The following is a 24,118-nucleotide window of genomic DNA, read 5'->3' as shown; positions in this document are numbered from 1 at the left end:
CATGGCAGATAATCACTACGACGCCATTGTTGTTGGCTCGGGAATCAGCGGCGGTTGGGCGGCGAAGGAGCTGACCGAAAAGGGCCTGAAGGTCCTGATGCTGGAACGTGGCCGCAACATCGAGCACGTCAAGGACTACGTCAACGCGATGAAGGAGGCGTGGGACTTCCCGCACCGCAACCGTCCGACGCAGGCGATGAAGGCAAGGTTCCCGGTGCTGATGCGCGACTACGGGCTGGCCGAGAACCTGGAAGGGATGTGGGCGAACGAACAGGAGTCGCCCTACATCGAGACCCAGCGCTTCGATTGGTTCCGTGGCTACCACGTCGGTGGCCGCTCGCTGTTGTGGGGCCGGCAGAGCTATCGCTTCTCCGACCTGGACTTCGAAGCGAACCTCAAGGAGGGCCTCGCCACCGACTGGCCAATCCGCTATGCCGACATTGCGCCGTGGTACGACTACGTGGAGAAGTTCGCCGGCATCGCCGGTACGCGCGAAGGGCTGGACGTGCTGCCCGATGGCGAGTTCCTGCCACCGATCCCGCTGAACATCGTCGAGAAGGACGTGGCCGCGCGGATCAAGAAGGCTTTTGGCGGAACGCGGCACATGATCCACTCCCGCACTGCCAACATTACCCAGCCGATGCCCGAGCAGGGCCGTGTCAACTGCCAGTACCGCAACAAGTGCATCCTGGGCTGTCCCTTCGGTGCCTACTTCTCCACGCAGTCGGCGACGCTGCCGGCGGCGATGAAGACCGGAAACCTGACGCTGCGGCCGTTCTCGATCGTCAAGGAAGTGCTCTACGACAAGGACCGCAAGCGTGCGCGTGGTGTGGAGGTCATCGACGCCGAAACCGGCCTGACCTACCAGTACACGGCCAAGGTCATCTTCCTCAATGCATCCTCCTTCAACTCGACCTGGCTGCTGATGAACTCGGCCACCGATGTGTGGGACGGCGGGTTGGGCTCCTCGTCGGGGGAGCTCGGGCACAACGTGATGGACCACCATTTCGGTGCGGGTGCCTCGGGCCGGGTCGAGGGCTACGAAGACAAGTACTACTTCGGCCGTCGTCCCTGCGGTTTCTACATTCCGCGGTTCCGCAACGTCGCCGCCGACAAGCGCAGCTACCTGCGCGGATTCGGCTACCAGGGCGGTGCCAGCCGTACCGGCTGGTCGCGCGAGATCGCCGAACTGAACATCGGTGCCGACCTGAAGGAAGCGCTGACCATGCCGGGTGACTGGCGCATCGGCATGACCGGGTTCGGTGAGATGCTGCCGCACCACGACAACACGATCCGCCTGGACCGCGACCGCAAGGACAAGTGGGGGCTGCCGGTGCTGGCGATGGACGTGTCCATGCGCGCCAACGAACTGGCGATGCGCAAGGACATGGCCGCCGATGCCGCCGAAATGCTGGAGGCCGCCGGCGTCAAGGACGTGAAGATGCACGACAATGACTATGCCCCAGGCAAGGGCATCCATGAAATGGGAACCGCGCGCATGGGACGTGACCGCAAGAGCTCCGTACTGAACGCACACAACCAGGTCTGGGATGCGCCCAACGTCTATGTGACCGATGGAGCCTGCATGACCTCCAGCGCCTGCGTGAATCCCTCGCTGACCTACATGGCATTGACGGCCCGTGCCGCCGACCATGCGGTGCGCGAGCTGAAAGCGGGGAACCTGTGATGGATCGCCGCGAACTGCTGAAGATGATCGTCGCCGCCACCGGCGCGGCCATGGTCGGCCTGCCGGCGCTGGTGCAAGGGCAGGTGCCGGCCGCGGGCGCGATGCCCGCGTTCTCCGATGCCGATATCGGCATGCTGGACGAGATCGCCGAGACCATCCTGCCAAGGACCCGGACGCCAGGCGCGAAGGATGCCGGTGCCGGCCTGTTCATGGCGACGTTCGTCAGCGACTGCTACACCGCCCGCCAGCAGTCGGTATTCCGTGCCGGCCTGGCCGACATCGACAAGCGCGCAGGTGGCCGCTTCGTGTCGCTCACGCCGGAAGCGCGCACCGGGTTGCTGCGTACACTGGATGCCGAAGCCAAGGCGCGCAATGCAGACGTGACCGAAACCGGAACGCCCGAAGAGGGCGAGGCGATGCCGCATTACTTCACGATGATCAAGCAGCTGGCCATCTTCGGCTTCTTCACCTCCAAGGTCGGTGCGACCGGGGTGCTGCAATACGTCGCCGTGCCGGGCCGTTACGACGGCGACCTTGCCTACGTTCCCGGTACGCCTGCGTGGGGGACCAGCTGATGGACGACACCAGGATGCCCCGCGTTCTGCTGGCCACCGCGGGCCTGCTGGCTGCTGCGGCGGCAGTCGCGCAGGACGGTGCTGATGCTGCGCGTGACCCAAAGCAGACCGAAGTGTGGACCCCCGTACCTGCGGTCGTGGCGGCACCAGCGGGCAGGGCGCCGTCCGACGCCATCGTGCTGTTCGACGGCAAGGACGTCTCGGCATGGGAGGGGGAGCAGGGAGGACGTGTGCCCTGGAAGGTCGCCGATGGCGCCATGACCGTCGTACCGGGCAGCAAGGGTATCCGCACCCGGCAACGCTTCTGCGATATCCAGCTGCATGTCGAATGGCGTACCCCCACCGAAACGAAGGGCTTCGACGGCCAGAACCGGGGCAACAGCGGGATCTTCCTGCAGGAGCTGTACGAGCTGCAGGTGCTCGACAGCTACAACAACCCGACCTACGCCAACGGCCAGGCCGGCTCGATCTACAAGCAGGCGATGCCGCGGGTGAACGCCTCGCGCGCACCGGGTGAGTGGCAGGCCTATGACATCGTCTGGAAGGCGCCGCGCTTCTCGCCGGGCGGCGGGCTGACCTCGCCGGCGCGCATCACCGTGCTGCACAACGGTGTGCTGGTGCAGGACGACACGGTGGTGGCGGGCAGGACCGAGTACATCGGTCCCCCCTCCTATTCGCCGCACGGGTGTGCGCCGCTCTACCTGCAGGAGCATGATTCGAAGGTCAGCTACCGCAACATCTGGGTGCGCGAGCTGTAACGCCGTTGCCGGCTATTTCGCCAGGTAACTGGCGAGGTCGTCGATCTCCTGCTGCGACAGCTGGGCAAAGGGGGGCATCAGTCCCCCCCCTTTCCTGATCTTGTCCTTGACCTGGGCGGGCTGCAGCCGCTTGCCGACGTCGGTGAGCGCCGGGAACGTCGGCGGTACGCCGGCGCGTTCCGCGCCGTGGCAGGCAGTGCAGTGCTGGGCGTAGAGTTTCGCGCCGGCGGCGGGATCGTCCTTGGCCCAGGCTGCCGCTGCATGGCTCACGCCGCCCAGGGCTACGGCCACTGCCAGGATCATCTTCATGGGGAACTCCTTCATGCGTCAGTGCCGTGCACGGGCGGGCACGTTGGGCAGGTGTTCACGCAGGTAGTCCGCGCCGGCCTGGATGACCTTGGCCGGGTCGCGTGGCTGGTCGTGCTCGAGGATGTACCACTGCACGTTGGCGGCCGCTGCGGCGGGCAGGATCGCGTTCCAGTCCAGCACGCCCTGGCCGACCGCAGCGAAGCCACCTTCGTCTTCGGCCTGGCCCTTGGGCGCATTGTCCTTGGCGTGTACCGCAAATACGTGGCCGCGGAACTTTCCCAGCATCACGGCCGGGTCCAGGCCCGCGCGCGCGACCCAGGCCAGGTCCAGTTCGGTCTTCAGGTCGGGGCCGGCGGCGGCGAACAGCAGTTCCAGTCCGGTGCGGCCATCGAAGTCGACCAGCTCGAAGTCGTGGTTGTGGTAGGCCAGCTGCATGCCCTTGCCGCGCACCTGCCTGGCAATCCGGCCCAGCTCCCGGCCCAATGCGGTCCAGCCGGCGGCATCGCGCGGGCGGTCCTTCTGGTCCAGGTAGGGCACGACCAGCATGGTGTTGCCGATCGCGCGGTTGAAGGCCACCACGCCATCAAGGTTGTTGCGCAGCTCGGCCAGCTGCACGTGCGACGAAACCGCCCTGATCGAGTACCGGTCCAGCAGCTGCTTCAGTTCCGCGGCGCTGGTGTTCTGCGTGCCGACGGTTTCCACCGCATGCACGCCCGCGCTGCGGACGATCTCCAGCTGCTGCTCGAGCGAGCCGGCATTGCGCAGTGTATACATCTGCACCGCGATGGGTTGCTGCACGCCGGTGGCTTCATGTGCGAAGGCGGGCAGAGCGGCCATCAGCAGCAGCATGAGGGTTGCGGTCCTGCGGACAGGGGTTTTCATCAATGGATCCTCCCGGGGTCAGGCGATGGTGGTCCAGGCACGTGTCCTGGCCGATGCAATGACGCGATCGACGATCCGCGCCGAGCGCGCGCCGTCTTCGAACGTGGGCAGGCCGTCCGGTCGCTCGCCCTCGATGGCGTGATAGGTGTCGGCGACAAACGCCTCGAAGCACTGGCCATAGCCCTGCGCATGCCCCGCTGGCAACACCGACAACCGGCGCTGCTCGGCGCTGCCGGCACCGGGGCCGCGCACGAAGATCTCCTCGCGCTGCTCGGGCCGGCCGATCCACAGCCGTTCTGCATCCTCCTGGTTGAAGGCCACGCTCGCGTTGGCGCCATCGATCTCGAACCAGAGCCGGTTGTGGCGCCCGGCCGAGACCTGGCTGACCGTCAACGACGCCAGCGTGCCTGCGCCGGTCCTGAACATCGCCGTGGCCACGTCCTCGCTTGCGACCGCCTGCATCGCGCCACCCGCCGCCGGGGTGCTGAAACTCTGCGCGCTGACGGCGCCGCGCTCGGCAATCACGGTAGCGAACGCCGCGCTGACCTCGGCCAGGCGCTCGCCGCTGACCCATTCCACCAGGTCGCACCAGTGCGAGCCGATGTCGGCGAACACGCGCGATGTGCCCCCCAGTGTCGGGTCTACCCGCCAGTTGTTGCTGGCCGGGTCCAGCAGCCAGTCCTGCAGGTAGCTGCCATGGATCAGGTGCAGCGGCCCCAGATCGCCCTGCGCGATGCGCGCACGCGCCTCGCGGACCACCGGGTGGTAGCGGTAGACGAAGGGGACGGTGGCGACCAGTCCGGTCGAGGCGGCCAGCGCCGCCAGCGCCTGCGCATCGTCCAGCGTCGTCGCCAGCGGTTTCTCGCAGATCACGTGCTTGCCGGCTTCCAGCGCGGCCTGCGCCATCGCGCGGTGCAGGTGGTTGGGCGTGCAGATGTGCACGACCTGTACCTGCGGATCAGCGACGACGTCCTCGATATCGCGATAGGCGCGCGGGACATTCCACGCGTGCGCCACCTCGCGCGCGCGCTGCGGCGACGAGGCGGCCACGCCGCGCACCTCGGCGCCAGCCAGCAGTGCCGCGCGGCGATGCACCGCGCCGATCATGCCGGTACCAATGATGGCGATTCCAAGCTGGGGCATCGGCCGGTCTCCTCAGGGTGTGGACGACGCGGCCGCAGCCACCGGGCGGTCGCGGAACAGCAGCAGGAAGGCGATCAGCACCACCAGTGCGACGCCGGCCGGGAACAACCAGATCTGCTGCCAGTCCGGGCCCGCTGCAGTGGTGAAGTGCTCCACCACGGCACCGGACAGGAAGGTACCGATCAACATGCCCACGCCATAGGTGGCCAGGGTGATGAAACCCTGCGCACTGCTGCGCGCGGCGGGGCCGGCGTGTGCGTCGGTGTAGATCTGGCCGGTAACGAAGAAGAAGTCGTAGCAGATGCCGTGCAGCACGATGCCGATCACCAGCAGCGGGAAGCCACTGCCCGCATCGCCGAAGGCGAACAGGGCGTAGCGGAGCACCCACGCCGCCATGCCGACCGCCAGCATGGTCTTCACCCCCAGCCGCACGAACAGCAACGGCATGGCCAGCATCAGCAGCACTTCGGACACCTGGCCCAGCGACTGCAGGCCCGCGGCGCCGCGTACGCCCAGATCATTGAGGTAGGGGTTGGTGAAGTTGTAGTAGAACGCCAACGGAATGCAGATGGCGATGGAGGCCAGGAAGAACACCAGGTAGGCGCGTGACTTCAGCAGCCGGAGCGAATCCAGGCCCAGGATCTGCCCAAGCCCGGCATCGCGCTGCTGCGCCAGCGGCGGCGTGTGCGGCAGGGTGAAGGCGTACAGGCCCAGCACCAGCGCCGCCAGCGCTGCCATACGGAAGGTGAGTTCGAGACGATGCGCCTGTTCCCAGCCCAGCCAGCCGATCAGCACGCCTGCGACGATCCAGCCGACGCTGCCGGCCACGCGTACCAGCGGGAACTGCTTTTCAGGCGACTGCATGTGGCGCATGGCCACGCTGTTGGCCAGCGCCAGCGTCGGCATGAACAGCAGCATGTAGCCCATGATGCAGGCAGAGAACAGGTTGAAGCTGGTTGCCGTGGAGGCCAGCCACAACAGCACCGCCCCGGCCAGGTGCAGCACCGCGAGGATGCGCTGCGCCGCGAAGTAGCGGTCTGCGATCAGGCCGACCAGGAACGGCGCCACGATGGCGCCGATGGACTGGCTGAGGAACGCGGTAGCCACCTGGCTCGCGCTGGCCTGCAACGGGCCCTGCACCAGGTAGGTTCCCAGGGTGACGAACCATGCCCCCCAGACGAAGAACTGCAGAAACATCATCGCGCCCAGGCGCGACATTGCGTGCGACATGGCTTGCCCTCCCGGGGCGGTAATGGTTCAGATTCCCAGCATGCGGTGCAGTGATTCCGGATCGGTGCCGCTCCCGGCGAAATCGTCGAAGGCGCGTCCGGTTACATGGATGATGTGGTCGCGGATGAAGGCCGCCCCCTCCCGCGCACCGTCTTCCGGGTGCTTCAGGCAGCACTCCCATTCCAGTACCGCCCACCCCGGGAAGTCGTACTGCGCGAACTTCGAGAAGATCGCCTTGAAGTCGATCTGGCCATCACCAAGGGAACGGAACCGGCCCGGGCGATCGATCCAGTCCTGGTAGCCGCCATACACGCCGCTGCTCGCGCTGGGGCGATACTCCGCGTCCTTGACGTGGAAGACGCCGATGCGGTCGTGATAACGGTCGATGAAGCCGAGGTAGTCCATCTGCTGCAGCAGCAGGTGGCTGGGGTCGTACAGGATCTTCGCGCGCGGGTGGTGATCCACCACGTCGAGGAAGCGCTCGAAGGTCGCACCATCGTGCAGGTCCTCGCCCGGATGGAGCTCGAAGCACAGGTCCACGCCACAGGCGTCGAAAGTGTCCAGGATCGGTCGCCAGCGACGGCCAAGTTCGGCGAAGGCTTCTTCCACCAGGCCGGGCGGGCGCTGTGGCCAGGGGTAGAAGTAAGGCCAGGCCAGCGCGCCGGAGAACGTGGCGTGCGCGGCCAGCCCCAGGCGCTGGCTGGCCTGCGCCGCCAGCCGCAGCTGCTCCATCGCCCAGGCCTGGCGCGCGGCCGGGTTGCCGCGCACGTCTGCGGGTGCGAATCCGTCGAAAAGGCTGTCGTAGGCAGGATGGACCGCGACCAGCTGCCCCTGCAGGTGGGTGGACAGCTCGCTGATCTGCAGGCCGTAACCGGCCAGCATGCCGGCAACATCGTCGCAGTAGGTCTGGCTGCGTGCCGCCTCGGCCAGATCGAACAGGTGGGGCGCGGAGGTGGGCACTTGTACGCCAGAATAGCCGAGACCCGCGGCCCACCCGGCCAGCGTGTCCAGCCGATCAAAAGGAGCCGTGTCGCCGATGAACTGCGCCAGGAACAGCGCTGGACCCTTGAGCGTCTTCAACGTGATTCGCCCTCGATGCAATCGATTGCATTATCCTAGCAGGGGCGCACGCAGGACCTGTTGTGCACTGCACAGCGGACAGGAGAACTAACGCCATGGCCACCATCTACGACATCGCAAGGCACGTCGGGGTCTCCGCCGGCACGGTGTCGCGGGCACTGTCCCGGCCCGACAAAGTCCTGCCGGCCACCCGCGCGCGCATCGAGCAGGCCGCCGCCGCATTGGGCTATGTCCCCAACACCGTGGCCCGCACCCTCAAGACCCACCGCAGCGGCAAGATCCTGGTCACCGTCCCGGACATCGCCAATCCATTCTTCGCCCGGATCCTGCAGGGCGCGGAAGACGCTGCGCAGGCGGTGGGCTATGCCGTTCTGCTGGGCGATACCCAGCATCAACCCGATCGCGAGGAACGCTACGCGCAGATGCTCCGGCGCAACGAGGCCGACGGCATGATCGTACTGGGGCATCGCCTGCCGCCCACGGCGCGCGAAATCGTCGAGCAGCGCGGCGCGGCCGCGCCGGTGGTCAATGGATGCGAGTTCGATCCCGCACTGGGTATCCCCAGTGTCCACATCGACAACGCGGCCGCGGCGCGCACCGTGATGGAACACCTGTACGGACTGGGACATGAGCGGATCGCCGTGGTCGGCGGTCCGACCGACAATCCCCTGCACCAGCAACGACTGGAAGGGGTGCGGGCCGCCGGCAGGGCACGCGGCCGCCTGCGCCAGCTGAGCATCGTGCCCGGCGATTTTTCCGTGGAATCCGGCCATGCGGCCGCGATGGCGCTGTTGACCCGCGCGCCCGCAGTGACCGCGATCTTCTGCTTCAGCGACCAGATGGCGTTGGGTGCCCTGGCCGCCTGCCGCGACCTTGGTATCCGCGTGCCGGAGGACCTGTCCATCGTCGGCTTCGACGACCTGGCGTCCTCCCGGTACCTCACGCCCCCATTGACGACCATCAGGCAACCCATGCGCGAGATCGGTGAGCGCGCAGTAAACCTGCTGCTGGCCATCATCGAGCATGTTGACGTGCCGCTTCAGCAGACGCTGGATTTCAGCTTGATGCTGCGGGGGTCGACAGCGTCGCCCAAGGGCAGGTGATCGGCGATCCAGACCGCCCGCGCCGCCGGTCGCCAGGTGCAGCGATCGGCCGGTTCCCGGGACGGCCCGCAGTGCGGTGCCTCCGCGCTGCGATGGGCGGCAACCGGCCTTGATCCGCCATTGACGCAGGGATGGCAGACTTGCCGCAGGCGTCCGCCTGCGTGGGGGGAATGTGCGATCGCTCAAGGGAGCCGGCCATGCCGTTCTTCACTGACCCGGCGGACGGAGCGGTCGAAGGCGTGGGCGCAGCCCGGCGCATCGGCTGGATGCGTTTCGTCGGCAACGGGCTGGGGGCAATACCCATCGCCTCGATCATTCTCGAGCGCCACGACGGTGCACTGGCCTGGACACTGCTGCTGCTCAACGCCTTGGCGTGGCCAGCGTTGGCGCTGCGCTTGACCCGGCGCGCCGGCCAACCGGCGCGGGTGCAGTTCCGTTGCATGGTGGCCGATTCCTTTTTTGGCGGTGGCTGGATCGCCTTCATGGCGCTGAGTGCGGTGCCCAGCGCGCTGTTCGCGGCGCTGCTGATGGCTGACAAGATCGCCGCCGGCGGCGTGCGGCTGGCGCTGCGGGCGACGCTGGCGCTGGTGGCGGGGTTCACACTCACCTGGTGGGGGTTGGGCTTCCCCTACCAGCCCGTTTCATCTCAGCGCACGATCGTGCTGAGCGTGCCGTTCCTGTTTGTGTATGGCATCGGCCTCAGCATCCTCAGCTGGCAGCTGGCGCGCCGGGTCAAGTCGCAGAACCGCCAGCTGCAACGTCTGAGCCGGATGGACCCGCTGGTCGAACTGGCCAATCGCGGCTTCCTGATCGCGCGTGCACAGCAGGCGCTCGACAGGGCGCAGGCGACGGGGAGTTGTGATTGCCTGCTGATGCTTGATGTCGACGACTTCAAGCACCTCAATGATTCATATGGGCATCGCACCGGCGATGAGGTGTTGCGGCGGATCGCCTCGACCCTGCGTACCATCGCCCGGCCCGGCGACATGCCGGCGCGGCTGGGCGGTGACGAATTCGTGGTGCTGCTGCGTGGCTGCACGGCAGCGGAGGCGATGCTCGTCGCCGAGCGGATCCGGTTGCGCCTGCGCGAGTCGGCGGAGCAGGCGACGCCCGGCGTTGAATTCAGCGTCAGCATCGGCATCGCCGCGACGCCACGCGACGGAAATGTGGAGGACTGGCTGGCACTCGCCGACCGGGCGCTCTATCACGCCAAGCGGCAGGGCAAGAACACGGCCAGCTGCGGCGAATGACGAGCCGCGACCGGTCGTGGCCCGCCTGCAGTGCCGGCCGGAACCGGATCATGGCCAAGAGGTGGAGCGGGCCGGCCGCGCTCGTAGCTCCAGCACGCTGTAGCTGGATCGTCGCTGCCGATCCTCTACCATGGGCCACCCCGTCCGGACGCGCTCCCATGCAAGACACCGTCGTAGCCCAGTCCAAGCCCCCCGTTCCGAGGATCGCGGCCTGGCTGATGATGCTGCTGGGCATGTGGCTGGCGCTGAAGCTGGGCCTGGTGGTGACCCTGCTGTCGGGCCTGCTGGTGTTCCAGCTGACCCATCTGCTGGCCTCTACCGTCGAGGGCCGGTTGCCACCGGGGCGCGCGCGGGCGGTCGCGGTAATCGTGCTGTCGGCGGTCATCATCAGCGCGCTGGTGCTGGCCGGTATCGGCGTGGCTTCATTTTTCCGCAACGAGACCGGTGGACCGGATGCGCTGCTGGCGCGGTTGATGGACATCCTCAACACATCGCGGCACCAGGTGCCCGCCATGCTGCAGCCCTACATCCCCGAGGACATGCCGGCATTGCGCGCAGCGCTCAATGAGTGGGCGGCCGAGCACCAGCGCCAGCTGGGCGTGGCCGGTACGTCGGTGGTGCAGGTGGGCGTGCGCGTGCTGATCGGCATGGTACTGGGCGCGATGATCGCGCTGTATGACGAACTGCCGCTGCCGACGATGGGGCCGCTGGCACAGGAACTGATCGGCCGCACCGGCCGCCTGGCCACCGCGTTCCGCCAGGTAGTGTTCGCGCAGGTGAAGATCTCGCTGCTCAACACCGTGTTCACCGCCATCTTCCTGCTGGGCGTATTGCCGCTGTTCGGCGTGCACCTGCCGTTGTCCAAGACCCTGGTGCTGATCACCTTCGTTGCCGGCCTGCTGCCGGTAGTGGGCAACATCATCTCCAACACCATCATCACCATCGTCGCGCTGTCGGTCTCGTTCTACGTGGCAGTGGCGGCATTGTTGTACCTGATCGTGATCCACAAGCTGGAGTACTTCCTCAATGCGCGCATTGTCGGCGGCGAGATCCAGGCCCGTGCCTGGGAGCTGCTGCTGGCGATGCTGGTGATGGAGGCGGCGTTCGGCCTGCCGGGCCTGGTGGCGGCACCGGTGTTCTATGCCTATGTGAAGCGCGAGCTTGTGGATCAGCGCTGGATCTAGCGTGGTAGACGTTGAAGTCATCCCGGCCGGTCGTGTTCCCTGCGCAGGACCCGTCCGATCATGTGACGTGCCACGGGCCTGGGAATCGGCAGGCCGCGCCAGCGCATCGTGCCGACCCGGAACGTCGCGCTGGCGGTGGCCAGCAGGCGACCGCTGGGCGAGGTCAGCCGTCCACGGGTGAAGATGATGCTGCCCTTGCTGTGCTCGATCTGCCCCTGGCCGAGGATGCGCCCGGGGCGGGCCGGGCTCACGAAGCTGGTCTTCGATTCGACCGTCACCGCCAGCCGGTTGGGCGGCAGCATCGCGTAGATCGCCGGCCCCATGCAGTCGTCCAGCATGGCTGACAGGAACCCACCCTGGATGTTGCCCATCGGGTTGGTCAGGGCACTGCTGGCATCGAACTCGACATTGATCTGGTCCTGTTCGGGATCGTGGCTGATGAAGCGCCATCCGAGCAGCAGGCCGGCCTTGGACGGAGGAAGGTCGCCGTTGATCACGCTGTACAGCAGGGACTGGGGATTCATGCGGGGAAACCTCGATAGGGGGAGGTCAGGCGGGTTGCAGCAGTGACAGCAGGGACAGCAGGAAACCGATGCAGCACAGCGCGACCACCACGGCACCGGCCGATACCGGTGTCCTGGCACCGGTACGCCGGCGCACGCCGGCCGCCACCGCGACCGGCGGCAACGTGGCCAGCAGGCAGAACCCCTGGAAGGCGATCAGCTGCGGCAGCGCGAAATGGCCACCGAGGAAGATCAGCAGGGCCAGCATCACTCCGGCGCCGGCCAGCGCGATCCAGCCTGCGCCGACCACCTTGATCAGTGCCATCAGCAGCACCTGCATGCGTGGCTGGATGCCGGCCCATGCCAGGCCGACCGCTTCACCGTGGTAAGGCATGAATTCCGAGCGTTTCAGATAGGCGGTCGCGAACAGCGCCACGACGAAAAAGGCCAGCAGATAGCTGCTGAACGCGAGCCAGGCGAACAGGTTCATGAGCTGCCATCCATGCGGGTGCGGGGAGGGAACCGACGGCCAGGGGAGATACCCCTGGCGGTCGACCGTGAGGCAATTCTTGAACGGTGCTCTGTTAGCCGTGCGTGGTGTGGACCGTCGCCTTTCCTGCATCAGGCGTTAACGAGCAAGGGGAGTTGCAGGATGCATCACAATGGCGATGTGACTGGTTTCGCGGCTTCTGGCGTGGGGAAGCCTTCCAGCTCCAGTCGCATGTGATCGAAATCGAGCGTCCAGGACGGGAATGCAGCCAGCACGTCCCAGCCGAGAACGCCCTGGTTGCGCACGCTGACGTCGGCCGGGTCCTGCAAGGTCACCGCCAGTGTCGGCAGCACCGCACGCTGCGCGGCGATCTGTACCGCAGCCTGCGGCCACTGCGCGACCGCGCGCTCGCTGCTGCCGCCGGCACCGGCCATCCGCTGGCGCGTGACCGGCAGGTCCTTCACTACCTGCGGGTGGGCGCGAGCGAAATGCGCCGACAGGTTCGAACGGCTGGCGCCGCTGTCCAGATGCAACGGCACCGCGATACCGTCGATGCGTGCAGCGACGTACAGGTCGCTGCCTGCCAGCGCGAGGTTGCGGGGCAGATCGGCTGTACCGGCACCCGGTTGCGGCAGCAGCGTGCCATCGCGGCCGAAACGGATGCGCCCCATCGCGCGCAGCACCGGAAAGCCGATGATTGCGTCGATGCGGTAACCACCGGGCACCGGCATGTCCAGTTGCGCATCGTCCAGAACCAGGAACACCACATTGCGGAGGTCCAGCCCGGCCAGCTGCAGGCGGTCGGCGACGGCGACGCGAGTGGCGACGGCGCGCCGGCTGGAACTGCCGACCGTGGCGGCGCCGCGGATCTCCAGGCCAAGCCGCTGCGCGGCGCTTGCCGACACCACCGACAGGTTGGCGCCGGTATCCAGCACCGACTCCTGCACGTGGCCATTGATGAGGACGGACGTGCGCGGCAGGCCGACCTTGTCGCGCATGAACGCAGCGGATGCGGGCGTGAACTGCTGTACCCGCTGCGACGGTGCGCTTGCCAGCGCCGCGGCCAGTGTCGCCAGGATCTGGTTGCCTTCCACCGCGTCGCGGTCGACGCCGCATTGTGCAGCGGGTTCCAGGGCGGCCTGCGCTGCACGTGCGGCACGTGCGTAGTCGGCCGAAGCAAAGGCGGCATCGGCGATGACCCGCTGCGCCAGCACGGCATCGCACGTGGTCTCGCCACGCTGGGCGATGAAGGCCTCGGCGAGGCTGATCGCCTGCCGCTCGCGCAACTGTGTGGCTGCCAACCGTGCCTGCGCCAGCAGTGGCCACGGCGCGGGCAGCGCGGTCGAGTCTTCAGCCAGTGCCGCAAGGTCGCCGTCAGCTGCATCGCGTAGTCGTTGCCGGGCGTCGTCGGCGGAGAGCGGTCCGGCCCAGGCCGGAAGGGACAACAGCATGCACAGCGCGGGTATCAACACGGCGCGGGTGTGCCGCTGCTTGGAATGTGAGATCATCCGGAGTATCCTGTGAATGAATAAAAACTTTCTGTAAAACAGAAATTACTATGCGTGAAGAAGAAAAATCAAGACGGCTCGTCCGAGCCGCGCGGCGGCTGCGTTGGGTGGCATGGGCGGGCGTCGTGCTGGCGCCGCTGATGACCGTGGCGGCCGTTGCCGATGCCTGGCTGGGCGGCAGTGGACCGTTGCGCGCGGAAATGGATGCCGGTGGCCTGCCCCTGGCCTGGGCCGCTGCGATCGCGGTGCTGCAGGGCGCCCTGGTGGCCGCGGCCTTGTGGCAGCTGGCGCGGCTGCTGGGGCAGGTCAGCGTTGAGCGCCTGTTCCCGCTGCAGGGCAGCCGCCGCTTCGAGCGTTTTGGCGGCTTGCTGTTGTTGGCTGTGCTGGTCAATGGCGTGCTGGCGCCGGGGCTGGCGGCGCTGCTGTCGGCCCGTGCGGACGGCCGTCTGCGTCTGTCCATCGAGGGTGCCGACCTGCTGGCCGTGCTGGTGATGCTGGTGTTGTGGCTGGTGGCCCGCTTCCTCGATGCCGCTGCGCGGTACGAGGACGATCACCATTCGATCATCTGAGGCGCCGATGGGAAGCATCGTCATCCGCCTCGACGTCATGCTGGCGCTGCGCAAGGTGCGCTCGCGCGAGCTGGCGCAGCACGTAGGCATCACCGAGTCGAACCTGTCGCTGCTCAAGTCCGGGCGCGTGCGTGGCGTGCGCTTCGACACCCTGGCGCGGATCTGCGAGTACCTGGACTGCCAGCCGGGTGACCTGCTGGTCTACGATCCGCATGCCGTAGATGCAGACGAATGAGCGTTGCCGGCACCCCGCAGGCACAGGAGCTGGTCCCCGGGGCATCCGGTGCCGCTGGCGGTGGATACCTGCGCAGAGGGGACACCGGCGGTGGGAGCCGCCGGGGACACATCTCGATGCGGGCGAGGCAGGAGGTGCGGCGGGCATGGCCCGGCGCTGCCGGAAGCCGGCCACGGCTCAGAGGACGAAACCTCCGTCGATGGTCAGGCTGCTGCCGGTCATGTAGCCGGCCTCCGGCCCAGCCACCCAAGCGGCCAGTGACGCGATCTCGGCGGGCTGGGCGATGCGGCCCAGCGGTACCCGCGCGGCCAGCACTTCATCCAGCCCGGCGGTGATGTCGGTCGCGGTCGGGCCGGGCTGCAGGTTGTTGATGGTGATGCCACGCGGGGACAGCTCCAGCGCCAGTTCACGCACCAGTGCGGCCACGGCTGCCTTGCTCATCGCGTACAGGCTGCTGCCCGGTGAACCGGTACGCACCGCAGTGTTGCTGCCGATCGTGATGATGCGGCCGCCGGCGGACAGATGCGGCAGGGCGGCCTGGATTGCCAGTACCACGCCGCGGACGTTGACTGCCAGCAACTGGTCGAGCGTGGCCAGGTCCACGCTGGTGATCGGGGTGTGCCGGTACAGGCCGGCGTTGATCACCAGTACATCCAGTCCATCGAAGGCCTGCGCGGCGGCGGCCACGGCCTCCTGCAACGCACTGGCATCACTGCTGTCGGCCTGGAAGGCCACGGCACGGCCACCCTGCGCACGGATGGCATCAAGCTGGGCCTCGGCCCCATCGGGGCGCGAGACATGGGTAAGTGCAACGTCGTGGCCTTCGGCGGCCAAGCGTTGCGCGATGGCCGCGCCGATGCCGCGGGAACCGCCGATGACCAGTGCACGGCGACGGGGAGAGGATGCAGTCATGTGGATACTCCGGTGGGAGGGCGGTCAGGCCGCCGGCAGGGAAGGACGGACGTGGGCGCTGCGGCGCAGCGACTGCGCGCGCTTGGCGATCCAGCGCACCACGAAGGCGGTGAACAGCAGTGCAGAGGGAACCGCATACCAGAAGTTGCCCGGCACGCGCTTGAAGTACGAATAGGTGAATACCGCCGCGATGATCCACATACCGGTCACGTGCAGGCGACGCCATGCCGTCGGCCCCATGCGCCGCGCAATGCCTCGGTGCGAGGTGATCGCCAGTGCCAGGATGGCGATGTAACCGACCGTGCCCGGCGCATTGGCCAACGCGGAGCGCGCCGGCCAGAACGCCGGGTTGAGGATGCCGAAGGTTGTGATCGCGATTGCATGCAGCAGGTGCGAGAACGCGAAGGAAAGGCCGACGATGCGGCGTTCGCGGAGCAGGAATCGAGTGAATGGCCCGGGCAGCAGGCTGGCGAACGACGACGCCGTGAACGCCACCAGGAACAGCAGGAACGATGTGCGTGCGGTGACCCGGATCGCCGCACGGCTGCCTTCGACCACGTCGGGTTGCAGGGCGAAGGCTGCCAGCGCGAACGCCATCAGCATCACGGCGAGGGCAACGAACAAGCGCCACCCGTGCAGGAAGGAAGGAATGGAAGTCGTCATGGTCAGGCCCTCGATGAAGGAGAAGTTCGGGCAGGGCCGGCGTCTGGCCGGCGATCCCACACCGGCACCAGCACACCGGCCGAGCACATCTGCGCGAGCAGCGGTGCGCACGCGGTCCGGAGTTCAACAGCCGCCACGCCATGCGCGTCGGCCAGGGCCTGGAGGGCGTGGTCCACGCGCATGCCGTCATCGCCGAAAGCCGAAAGCAGCGAATAGGCCAGCGGGGCCAATGCGTCGACCTGCAGGCTGAAATCCGGCAGGCGCCGCATCAGCAGCAGCGTGGGCGTAGCGGCGCGGACACCGTCCAGGACGACGTCCTCGTGTACCGGCCACTGGTAGCCCAGCACGCGCACTTGCGCCGACACGGCCAGCAGGTCACCGGCTGCCGGTGCGCGTTGCAGGGGCGGGCAGGTGGCGGGTGCCTGGATGTACAGGGCCTGCTGCGTGCTTTCGTAGTGCGCCAGCTCGGCCGCCCAGCCCGGCAGCGCGATCTGCTCCTGCAGCGCCAGCCAGCCGGCGAACTCACCGGCGATCTGCGGGAACAGCGGCGTATGGCAGGCATGGCACGCGTAGTAGCGCTCGACCACGTCGCGCCAGCGCGGGGCTCCCAGCTGTTCCTGCAGGCGCGGCAGGCTGCCGGCGAGCAGGCTGTCCAGGCTGTCGATGCACAGGCGGCGATAGACCGCCAGGCGCCGCTCATCGATTCCAGCGGGCGCCGGCCGCGACGGATCGCGGACATGGTCGGCCCAGCGCCGTTGCAGTGTGGCCAGTGACTCAACCATGGGCCACCTCGGGCAGCAGCACGTCGGCCTGCGCCTGGCGGATCTGCCCGACCTCGGCCAGCAGTTCGGCCAATGGCGGGAAGTTGAAGTCACGCTCCAGCAGGGTCGGGCGCACACCCACCCGGGCGTAGGCCTCGCGCAGCAGTGCCCAGACCACGCCTTTCACCGGTGCGCCGTGGGTGTCGATCTTGAAGCCGTCGTCCTCGTCGAAATGCCCGGCCACGTGCAGCGAGGCGACGCGCTGGGCCGGGACGCGGGCCAGGAACTCGAAGGCGTCGTAGCCGTTGTTGCAGGCATTGACGAAGACATTGTTGACGTCCAGCAGCAGGTCGCAGTCGGCTTCGTCGAGCACGGCGTTGATGAACTCGATCTCGCTCATCTCCGCGCCGGCAACCGCGTAGTACGAAATGTTCTCCACGGCGATGCGGCGGCCCAGCGCATCCTGCACCTGCGCGATGCGGCCGGCGACATGGCGCACCGCCTCGGCGGTGAACGGCAGCGGCAGCAGGTCGTAGACATGGCCACCGGCGGCGCAGTAGCTCAGGTGCTCGCTGTACAGCTGTACCTGGTGCAGGTCGAGGAAGGCGCGGGTCTGTTCCAGCAGCGTGCGGTCCAGTGGATCCGGGCCGCCCAGCGACAGCGACAGGCCGTGGCAGGTCAGGCGGTGGCGCTCGCTCAGCTGGCGCAGCGCGGCGCCGTGTGCGCCACCGACACCGATCCAGTTGTCCGGCGAACACTCGAGGAAGTCGACGGCCTTCGCCGGCATCGTGAGCAGCTCGTCGATCAGGCCGCGGCGGAGGCCGAGGCCGGCGCTGTCAGGCGGGAGGGGCAGGGACATGGCGGATGCTCCAGGAAGAGGGCGCCGCCGCCAAGGCGGCGCCGGGGGCGGTCGCTCAGTCGGCAACGCGGGAGAACAGGCCCTTCGGCATCGGCTTGCCGTTGGCGGTGTAGACGCTGCGCAGGTAGTCGTGTGCTTCCTGCTCGGTGATGTAGCCGTCATGGTCGGTGTCGATGCGGTCGAATTCGGCGGCACGTGCGGCGGCTACGGCGTTGAATTCGGCACGCGAGACCTTGCCGTCATGGTCGCGGTCGGTGCGGGCGAACGAAGCGTCACCACACTTGCCTTCGCCGCACTGGCCTTCGGCCACCTGGGCCTTGCCGGCGGGCTTGCGGGTAGCGGTCTTGTTGGCCCCGCACTTGCCTTCACCGCACTTGCCTTCGGCGGTGGCGCTCGTGGCTACGGCGCTGATCGCCAGCGGCTGGATCGCTGCGGCCTGTCCGGCCAGCAGCAGGCCACTGGCCAGGGCGATGCCGATGGCACCGATGCGCGGCAGGCGGGAGGAGGGGGGGTTCTTGGTCGAGACGGACATGGTGATGACTCCTTGGAATGGCACGCCAGGCGTGCGGGATGGACGCCGCTTGAAGGCGACGGAAACGAAGGGAAGAAGCGCGGGAAGGGGCGAAGCGGATCAGGTGGTGCGACGACGGCGCAGCGCGTGGCCCAGCAGCAGTGCACCGCCGAGCAGGGCGCCGCCCAAGCCGATGCCAGGCAGCAGCGCGGCAACCGGCAACAGCAGAGCGATCAGGCTCACGCCCCAGCCGAGGCCGTCGTTGCCGGCCTCGGCACGCTGCGGGCCGGCCAGCAGGCGGTCCAGGCTGAGTGCGCCGCCGCCATTGAGGATCAGCGGCAGGAGCATGGCCAGGAACAGCAGCGGCAGCTTGAAGTTGCCGTAGCCCTGGTCGGTGATTGCGTAGCCCTGCCAGAGTTCGCCGAGGCTGTTCCACTGGTCGGGCCAGTGCACGGCGGCGATGGCGACGATGGTGAGGACCCAGAAGATGTAAGCGACCGAGCGCGTGGCCAGGCCCACCAGCAGCATCACCGCCCCCACCAGTTCCAGCCAGGTGGCCAGCTGCCAGTTCAGCGACGCGGGCAGGGCGGAGAATGGGAACGGGAAGCGACCTTCCAGGTCGGCGAACCAGTTCTGGCCGCCCAGCTTCTCGCGGCCGGATTCAAAGAACTCCCAGGCCAGCAGGGTGCGCAATGCCAATGGCGAGAGCCAGCGGCCGACGGCGTCCAGGCGGGGGGTATACATGGAAGAGGCGGTGCTGATCATGGTGGTGTCCTGCGGGCCAGTGGTCGATGGGGGCCATTGCAGGCGATGCAGGTATCGGCAACGTGTGCCGTTGCCCGGGGTTTTGTCAGCGACTGTGGTGCAGGCGGGGTTCGGTACAGTCGGATACAAAGCCGCCGTGGGCAGCGTCCCGTGGGCGATGCCCGGCGGGCGAATGTATCGAACTGTAGGAACCCCGCCGCGCCGTACATTCCGGTACAACTTCGCGTGGCGGAGAAACAGCAGCGATACACCCACAAGCGGAAATGGCCACTCCCAACCCGGAGTGCCACCCATGATCCGTACCTCGTTGCTTGTCGCCGCTCTCGTCGCTGCCGGCGCTGCTTCTCCCGCCTTCGCGGCGCAGGCCGTGGCCGACGCGCCGCCCACGGTGATCCTCGTGCACGGCGCCTTCGCCGACGGCTCCAGCTGGAACAAGGTCATCAGCACCCTGCATGACTGGAAGCTGCCGGCGGTGGCGGTGCAGAATCCGCTCACTTCGCTGGCCGACGACGTAGCCGCCACCCGTCGCGCCATCGCCGCCGCGCCCGGCAAGGTGGTGCTGGTCGGCCATAGCTGGGGTGGCACGGTCATCACCGAGGCGGGCAACGACCCTAAGGTGCAGGCGCTGGTATACGTGGCCGCGTTCGCACCGGATGCCGGCCAGTCGTCGGCGCAGCAGGGCGAAGGTTTTCCGGCCAGCCCGGGCCTGGCCCGCCTGCAGGAGAAGGACGGCTACCTGACATTGCCGGCCGAGTCCATCGCCCGGGACTTCGCGCCGGATGTGATGAAGAAGTCGGCTGCGTTGCTGTACAGCACGCAAGTGCCGTTGAAGGCGTCGGCCCTCGGTGAGAAGGTCACCAGCGCTGCATGGCGCAGCAAGCCGAGCTGGTATGTGCTCAGCCGCGACGATCGCATGTTGTCGCCACAGTTGCAGGCCGCCACGGCGCGCCGCATTGGCGCGCAGCTGCAGTCGATCGGCAGCAGCCACGTGTCGTTGCTTTCGCATCCGGCGCAGGTGGCCGACAGCATCCTGGAGGCGGCGGGCGTGAAGCCGGCGGAGCTGCCGCTGGCCGAGCAGGGGGGCTGAGCAGTGGCCGCGCTTCGTGCTTATGCGCTGCCGCTGCTGCTGGGCCTGCTGGGCGGCGCGGCAGTGTTGCTGGCCTGGCCCAGCGCGAACGCCAGTGCACAGCCGGTCGACGCGCCCGCGATGGGATTCGAAGGCGGGGGGCCCTGGCACAACAGCCCACCGATTGCGTTGCAGCAACTGCGCGGCCAGGTGGTGCTGGTGGAGTTCTGGACCTACAGCTGCAGCAACTGCCTCAACGTGGCGCCTTACGTTCATCGGTGGAACGAGCGCTACGCGGCACGGGGCCTGAAGGTGATCGGCGTGCATACGCCGGAGTTCGCCTATGAAGGGCTGCCCGGCAACGTGCGCAAGGCCATCGCACGATTGGATGTCACCTGGCCGGTGGTGCAGGACAACCAGTACCGGATCTGGAACGCCTGGGGCAACCGCTTCTGGCCGGCGCTGTACCTGCTCGACCGGCACGGACGGGTGGCCTACCGCCATTACGGCGAGGGCGACTATGCACGTACCGAAAGCGAGATCCAGCGCCTGCTGGCCAGCCCCTGAGCCGCGCTACCATGGCCGCGCCGCGCGGCCTTGTCCCTTGCCTCCATCGAGAACGCGATGAACCACGTACCGCACATCCTTGTCGTCGACGATGACAGCGAGATCCGCCAGATGCTGGCCGACTACCTGCAGCGCAACGGCCTGCGCGTGAGCCAGGCCGACGGTGGCCGGGCGATGCGTACGCTGCTGGACACGCATGCGGTGGACCTGGTGGTGCTGGACGTGATGATGCCGGGCGAGGATGGCCTGAGCCTGTGCCGCAACCTGCGTGCCGGCAAGCATCGGGCGGTGCCGGTGGTGCTGCTGACGGCCCGCGATGATGAGACCGATCGCATCATCGGCCTGGAGATGGGGGCGGACGACTACGTGACCAAGCCCTTTTCCTCGCGCGAGCTGCTGGCGCGCATCAACGCGGTGATCCGGCGCACGCAGATGCTGCCGCCGAACCTGCAGGTGAGCGAGGCCGGCCGCCAGCTGGCGTTCGGCGACTGGCGCCTGGACACCACTGCACGCCATCTGCTGGATGCCCAGGACACCGCCCACCCGCTGAGCGGCGCCGAGTTCCGCCTGCTCCGCGTGTTCCTTGACCACGCCAACCGCGTGCTCAGCCGCGACCAGCTGCTCAGCCTCACCCAGGGCCGCGATGCGGAGCTGTTCGACCGCTCGATCGACCTGCTGGTCAGCCGCGTGCGGCAGCGCCTGGGCGACGACGCGCGTGAACCGATCTACATCAAGACCGTACGCAGCGAAGGCTATGTGTTCAGTGTGCCGGTACGCTTGCTGGGGCCGGACGAATGACCGGCGGCGCATGGCTTCCGTGGTGGCCGCGCACGTTGTCGGCGCGCCTGCTGCTGCTGCTGCTGGGGGGATTGGCGCTGGCCCACGCCCTGTCGTTCGGGCTGTTGTTCTTCGAGCGCTACCAGTCCACCCGCAGCATGATGCTGCGCAACCTGGATGAGGACGTCGCCGTCAGTGTCGCGCTGCTCGAGCACCTGCCGGCGGACCAGCGCGAGGCCTGGATTCCGCGGCTGGAGCGGCGTACCTACCGTTATCTGTTGCGCCCGGCGCTGGCCGGTCCTGCGCTGGAGACCGACCGTGCACGCCAGGTCACCGCCATCATCGACGACAGCCTGCAGCATCGCTATCCGCTGCAGGCGCGCCAGCTGGCGCGCCTGCCTGAGCGGTTCGAGGTCGAACTGCGCCTGCATGACGGTACGCCGCTGACCATCGAAGTCACCCCGTCCGGCCTGCCGCTGGCGCGCTGGCTTCCCGTCGTGCTGCTGGTGCAGCTGGCGCTGCTGCTGGGGTGCGCCTGGCTGGCGGTGCGGTTGGCATTGCGCCCCTTGAAGCAGCTGTCGCGCGCGGTGGAGCACCTGCAGCCTGGCAGCGAGGGCCCCGCACTGCCCGAAGATGGTCCGGCGGAGGTGGGGAGGGCGGCGGCCGCGCTCAATGCACTGCAGGCACGCATCCGCGGCCACGTCAGTGAGCGCCTGCAGATCCTGGCCGCGATCTCGCATGACCTGCAGACGCCCATCACGCGCATGAAGCTGCGGGTGGAGAGCCTGCCGGAAGACAACACCCAGCAGCGCCTGCTGGCGGACCTGGACCACCTCGGGCAGCTGGTGCGCGAAGGCGTGGCCTATGCGCGCAGCAGCCATGTGGCCAGTGGCGTGCCGGTATCGATGGACCTGGCGGCGTTCCTGGCCAGTGTGGTCGGTGACTATGAGGACATGGGCAAGCCGGTCAGTGGTGGCGCCGCGCAGGGAATGATCGTGCGGACCTGGCCGCAGCCCCTGCGGCGCGTGGTGGGCAACCTGATCGACAACGCGCTGCGCTATGCCGGTTCGGCCGAGGTCGCTGCCGGGCGCGATCAGGCCGGCAAGGCATGGATCAGCGTTTCCGATCGTGGCCCGGGCATTCCCGAGGACCAGCTGCAGGCCGTGCTGGCTCCGTTCCACAGGCTGGAAGGTTCGCGCAACCGCGATACCGGAGGCACCGGCCTGGGGCTGGCCATCGCCGTCCAGCTGGCGCAGTCGCTGGGAGGCTCGCTGCAGCTGCACAACCGCGAAGGCGGTGGCCTGCGGGCAGTATTGCAGTTGCCGGGGGCGGAACCCCCTGCCGTTGCCAAAGGGGGCTGACTTCCTGCGCGGCGAAGAGGGTGCGACCGGGTTGCAGCGGCCTGCGCGCAGGGCACGTTCCATTCCTGGCGCGGGCTGTGCCGGTGCAGGTGAGCCTGATCGCGTGTTCGGACAAGCACGGTCGGCCGGATGGGGGGGGCCGCCCCGCAGGAGCCGTTGACGCTGCCCGGGTTGATCCCGGGCAGGACCGCAGGCCAGGCAGTCAGACCTTCAGGGTCTGCGCGATGTCGGCCAGTACCGCAGCCGCGTCCACGCCGATGGCGATGGATTGCTGCACGTGGCCATCCCATACGCTGGGGCCGAAGGCCAGGCCTTCCGGCTTGGGAATGGTCATGCCACGGGCGAGGCCGTCAGTGGCCACGCGCACGCTGGCGCGCTCGAACTGGAACAGTTCCGGCCGGGTCAGCGCGATGCAGGCACAGCAGTCATGCACGACCATGCCCTTGTGCCCGGCCTGCAGGTAGAAGTCCACGTAATCCTGCGACAGTGCGCGCACCAGCTCGGCATCGGCACCGCCGATCGCGGCCAGCGTATCCAGGCCATCGCGGTCCATCTCCACGCGGGTGGTCACGTCCAGGCCGATGGCGGTGACCGGCCACTGCGCGGTGAACACCCGATCGGCGGCTTCGGCATCGCCCCAGATGTTGGCCTCGGCGGCCGGGGTGATGTTGCCGTTGACGTGGAAGGCGCCTCCCATGATCACCACGCCACGCACCAGGCCGGCGATGTCCGGAGCCTGCTGCAGGGCCAGCGCCAGGTTGGTCATGCGGCCGACGGCGACCAGGGTCACTTCGCCCGGGTGGGCACGGACCAGATCGATGATCAGCTGGTGGGCCGGACGTGCATCGGCGGCGGCGTCCAGATGCTCCGGCACCGGGTAGTTGCCCAGGCCGTTATGGCCATGGATATGCACCGGCCAGGCTTCGGGGGTGGCTTCCGGCTGCAGCGGGCCGGCGGCGCCGCGCGCGATCGGGGCGGCAAAGCCCCAGGCCTGCTTCAGGAAGAGGGCGTTGTGGGTGGTCGACTCCACCGAGGCATTGCCGAAGGTGGTGGTCACGCCGATCAGGTCGATCTGCGGATGCTTGTGCAGGTACAGCAGCGCCAGGGCGTCGTCGACGCCCGGGTCGGTATCGAAAATGACTTTCAGCATGTTGTTGTTCTTCTTCCGTGTGGTGCGGGGGACACCGGCGGCCTGGGAGCAGGCCGGCGCGCCCTGCATTGTCCCATCTTCATGACAGGCAGGGCCAATGCCGCAACACGGACCCGGGGTGCGGGTGCCCCACCAGCGGCTGGATGCATGCCACGGCCGCCTCTGCCCGCCGGCGCTCCCCGGGAGCAGGCGGGATGGAATCCCGTCCGGCACCCGCCGG

27 protein-coding genes are annotated in these 24,118 nt (G+C 67.9%); 12 read left to right on the top strand and 15 right to left on the bottom strand.

Annotation, left to right across the window (positions count from 1 at the left end; translation table 11 throughout):
• Position 1 precedes the first annotated feature (1 nt).
• The 3 genes from A9K58_RS03800 to A9K58_RS03790 are packed head-to-tail and all read left to right on the top strand — an operon-like array spanning position 2 to position 3,020.
• Complete coding sequence (locus tag A9K58_RS03800; protein ID WP_065198062.1) at positions 2-1,687, top strand: GMC oxidoreductase; 1,686 nt, start codon at positions 2-4, stop codon at positions 1,685-1,687.
• Positions 1,687-2,262: a gluconate 2-dehydrogenase subunit 3 family protein gene (locus tag A9K58_RS03795; protein WP_065198061.1), complete on the top strand. Its 576-nt coding sequence runs from the start codon at positions 1,687-1,689 to the stop codon at positions 2,260-2,262. The genes A9K58_RS03800 and A9K58_RS03795 overlap by 1 nt, the downstream gene beginning before the upstream one ends.
• Positions 2,262-3,020, top strand: a complete 759-nt coding sequence (locus tag A9K58_RS03790) for a 3-keto-disaccharide hydrolase (RefSeq protein WP_065198146.1) — start codon at positions 2,262-2,264, stop codon at positions 3,018-3,020. Before A9K58_RS03795 ends, A9K58_RS03790 begins: the two co-directional genes overlap by 1 nt.
• A gap of 12 nt (positions 3,021-3,032) precedes the next feature.
• On the opposite strand, the gene A9K58_RS03785 is transcribed toward A9K58_RS03790, so the two are convergent.
• Genes A9K58_RS03785 through A9K58_RS03765 form a run of 5 tightly spaced genes read right to left on the bottom strand, consistent with a single transcriptional unit; the run spans position 3,033 to position 7,664 of the window.
• Positions 3,033-3,329, bottom strand: a complete 297-nt coding sequence (locus A9K58_RS03785; protein WP_065198060.1) for a c-type cytochrome — start codon at positions 3,327-3,329, stop codon at positions 3,033-3,035.
• A gap of 18 nt (positions 3,330-3,347) precedes the next feature.
• Complete coding sequence (locus A9K58_RS03780) at positions 3,348-4,211, bottom strand: sugar phosphate isomerase/epimerase family protein (protein WP_065198059.1); 864 nt, start codon at positions 4,209-4,211, stop codon at positions 3,348-3,350.
• A gap of 18 nt (positions 4,212-4,229) precedes the next feature.
• Positions 4,230-5,354 (bottom strand): Gfo/Idh/MocA family protein, encoded by a 1,125-nt coding sequence (locus tag A9K58_RS03775; protein ID WP_065198058.1) that lies wholly within the window; start codon positions 5,352-5,354, stop codon positions 4,230-4,232.
• Between the two features lie 12 nt (positions 5,355-5,366).
• Positions 5,367-6,584 (bottom strand): nucleoside permease, encoded by a 1,218-nt coding sequence (locus tag A9K58_RS03770; protein WP_065198057.1) that lies wholly within the window; start codon positions 6,582-6,584, stop codon positions 5,367-5,369.
• A gap of 27 nt (positions 6,585-6,611) precedes the next feature.
• On the bottom strand, positions 6,612-7,664 hold the full coding sequence (locus tag A9K58_RS03765; protein ID WP_065198056.1) for a sugar phosphate isomerase/epimerase family protein: 1,053 nt from the start codon (positions 7,662-7,664) through the stop codon (positions 6,612-6,614).
• Positions 7,665-7,759: 95 nt separating this feature from the next.
• On the opposite strand from A9K58_RS03765, the gene A9K58_RS03760 reads away from it, so the two are divergent.
• From A9K58_RS03760 to A9K58_RS03750, 3 genes are all read left to right on the top strand, one after another.
• Positions 7,760-8,767 carry a LacI family DNA-binding transcriptional regulator gene (locus tag A9K58_RS03760; RefSeq protein ID WP_065198055.1) on the top strand — a complete coding sequence of 336 codons (1,008 nt, stop codon included), beginning with the start codon at positions 7,760-7,762 and terminating at the stop codon, positions 8,765-8,767.
• Between the two features lie 197 nt (positions 8,768-8,964).
• Positions 8,965-10,017 carry a sensor domain-containing diguanylate cyclase gene (locus A9K58_RS03755; protein WP_065198054.1) on the top strand — a complete coding sequence of 351 codons (1,053 nt, stop codon included), beginning with the start codon at positions 8,965-8,967 and terminating at the stop codon, positions 10,015-10,017.
• 158 nt (positions 10,018-10,175) lie between these two features.
• The gene (locus tag A9K58_RS03750) at positions 10,176-11,201 is read left to right on the top strand and encodes an AI-2E family transporter (RefSeq protein ID WP_065198053.1); all 1,026 of its coding nucleotides are present in this window, start codon (positions 10,176-10,178) and stop codon (positions 11,199-11,201) included.
• A gap of 17 nt (positions 11,202-11,218) precedes the next feature.
• On the opposite strand, the gene A9K58_RS03745 is transcribed toward A9K58_RS03750, so the two are convergent.
• The 3 genes from A9K58_RS03745 to A9K58_RS03735 form a co-directional block, all read right to left on the bottom strand.
• Complete coding sequence (locus A9K58_RS03745; protein ID WP_065198052.1) at positions 11,219-11,725, bottom strand: PaaI family thioesterase; 507 nt, start codon at positions 11,723-11,725, stop codon at positions 11,219-11,221.
• A gap of 25 nt (positions 11,726-11,750) precedes the next feature.
• Positions 11,751-12,194: a hypothetical protein gene (locus A9K58_RS03740; protein WP_065198051.1), complete on the bottom strand. Its 444-nt coding sequence runs from the start codon at positions 12,192-12,194 to the stop codon at positions 11,751-11,753.
• A gap of 167 nt (positions 12,195-12,361) precedes the next feature.
• Positions 12,362-13,702 (bottom strand): retroviral-like aspartic protease family protein, encoded by a 1,341-nt coding sequence (locus A9K58_RS03735; RefSeq protein WP_065198050.1) that lies wholly within the window; start codon positions 13,700-13,702, stop codon positions 12,362-12,364.
• A gap of 50 nt (positions 13,703-13,752) precedes the next feature.
• Here A9K58_RS03735 and A9K58_RS03730 point away from each other — a divergent pair, with 50 nt between their 5' ends.
• A complete protein-coding gene (locus A9K58_RS03730; RefSeq protein WP_155760421.1) occupies positions 13,753-14,271 on the top strand; it encodes a hypothetical protein in 519 nt (172 codons plus the stop codon).
• 7 nt (positions 14,272-14,278) lie between these two features.
• On the top strand, positions 14,279-14,506 hold the full coding sequence (locus A9K58_RS03725) for a helix-turn-helix domain-containing protein (protein WP_065198048.1): 228 nt from the start codon (positions 14,279-14,281) through the stop codon (positions 14,504-14,506).
• A 177-nt stretch (positions 14,507-14,683) separates the two neighbouring features.
• Here the strand turns inward: A9K58_RS03725 and A9K58_RS03720 are convergent, their stop codons facing one another.
• The 6 genes from A9K58_RS03720 to A9K58_RS03695 all read right to left on the bottom strand — a co-directional run bounded on the left by A9K58_RS03720 (position 14,684) and on the right by A9K58_RS03695 (position 18,977).
• Positions 14,684-15,418 carry an SDR family oxidoreductase gene (locus tag A9K58_RS03720; RefSeq protein WP_065198047.1) on the bottom strand — a complete coding sequence of 245 codons (735 nt, stop codon included), beginning with the start codon at positions 15,416-15,418 and terminating at the stop codon, positions 14,684-14,686.
• 24 nt (positions 15,419-15,442) lie between these two features.
• Positions 15,443-16,081: a ferric reductase-like transmembrane domain-containing protein gene (locus A9K58_RS03715; protein ID WP_065198046.1), complete on the bottom strand. Its 639-nt coding sequence runs from the start codon at positions 16,079-16,081 to the stop codon at positions 15,443-15,445.
• Between the two features lie 2 nt (positions 16,082-16,083).
• Positions 16,084-16,863 (bottom strand): HvfC family RiPP maturation protein, encoded by a 780-nt coding sequence (locus A9K58_RS03710; RefSeq protein WP_065198045.1) that lies wholly within the window; start codon positions 16,861-16,863, stop codon positions 16,084-16,086.
• Entirely contained in the window at positions 16,856-17,701 is an 846-nt protein-coding gene (locus A9K58_RS03705; protein WP_065198044.1) for an HvfB family MNIO-type RiPP peptide maturase, read from the bottom strand. Before A9K58_RS03705 ends, A9K58_RS03710 begins: the two co-directional genes overlap by 8 nt.
• Before the next feature lie 55 nt (positions 17,702-17,756).
• Positions 17,757-18,233 carry an HvfA family oxazolone/thioamide-modified RiPP metallophore gene (locus tag A9K58_RS03700; protein ID WP_065198043.1) on the bottom strand — a complete coding sequence of 159 codons (477 nt, stop codon included), beginning with the start codon at positions 18,231-18,233 and terminating at the stop codon, positions 17,757-17,759.
• A gap of 99 nt (positions 18,234-18,332) precedes the next feature.
• Positions 18,333-18,977, bottom strand: coding sequence for an HvfX family Cu-binding RiPP maturation protein (locus A9K58_RS03695; protein WP_065198042.1), 645 nt, complete (start codon positions 18,975-18,977; stop codon positions 18,333-18,335).
• Positions 18,978-19,269: 292 nt separating this feature from the next.
• On the opposite strand from A9K58_RS03695, the gene A9K58_RS03690 reads away from it, so the two are divergent.
• The 4 genes from A9K58_RS03690 to A9K58_RS03675 are packed head-to-tail and all read left to right on the top strand — an operon-like array spanning position 19,270 to position 22,748.
• Positions 19,270-20,064 (top strand): alpha/beta fold hydrolase, encoded by a 795-nt coding sequence (locus tag A9K58_RS03690; protein ID WP_065198041.1) that lies wholly within the window; start codon positions 19,270-19,272, stop codon positions 20,062-20,064.
• 3 nt (positions 20,065-20,067) lie between these two features.
• Complete coding sequence (locus A9K58_RS03685) at positions 20,068-20,610, top strand: redoxin family protein (protein WP_065198040.1); 543 nt, start codon at positions 20,068-20,070, stop codon at positions 20,608-20,610.
• Between the two features lie 57 nt (positions 20,611-20,667).
• Entirely contained in the window at positions 20,668-21,408 is a 741-nt protein-coding gene (locus A9K58_RS03680; protein ID WP_065198039.1) for a response regulator, read from the top strand.
• Positions 21,405-22,748, top strand: coding sequence for a sensor histidine kinase (locus A9K58_RS03675; RefSeq protein ID WP_065198038.1), 1,344 nt, complete (start codon positions 21,405-21,407; stop codon positions 22,746-22,748). Before A9K58_RS03680 ends, A9K58_RS03675 begins: the two co-directional genes overlap by 4 nt.
• Before the next feature lie 202 nt (positions 22,749-22,950).
• Here the strand turns inward: A9K58_RS03675 and A9K58_RS03670 are convergent, their stop codons facing one another.
• Complete coding sequence (locus A9K58_RS03670) at positions 22,951-23,898, bottom strand: nucleoside hydrolase (RefSeq protein ID WP_065198145.1); 948 nt, start codon at positions 23,896-23,898, stop codon at positions 22,951-22,953.
• Positions 23,899-24,118: the final 220 nt, after the last annotated feature.

This window comes from Stenotrophomonas maltophilia (assembly GCF_001676385.1).
Classification (GTDB): Bacteria; Pseudomonadota; Gammaproteobacteria; order Xanthomonadales; family Xanthomonadaceae; genus Stenotrophomonas; species Stenotrophomonas maltophilia_J.
The sequence above is the reverse complement of the archived record's forward strand: the minus strand, read 5'-3'. Positions and strand labels throughout refer to the sequence as shown.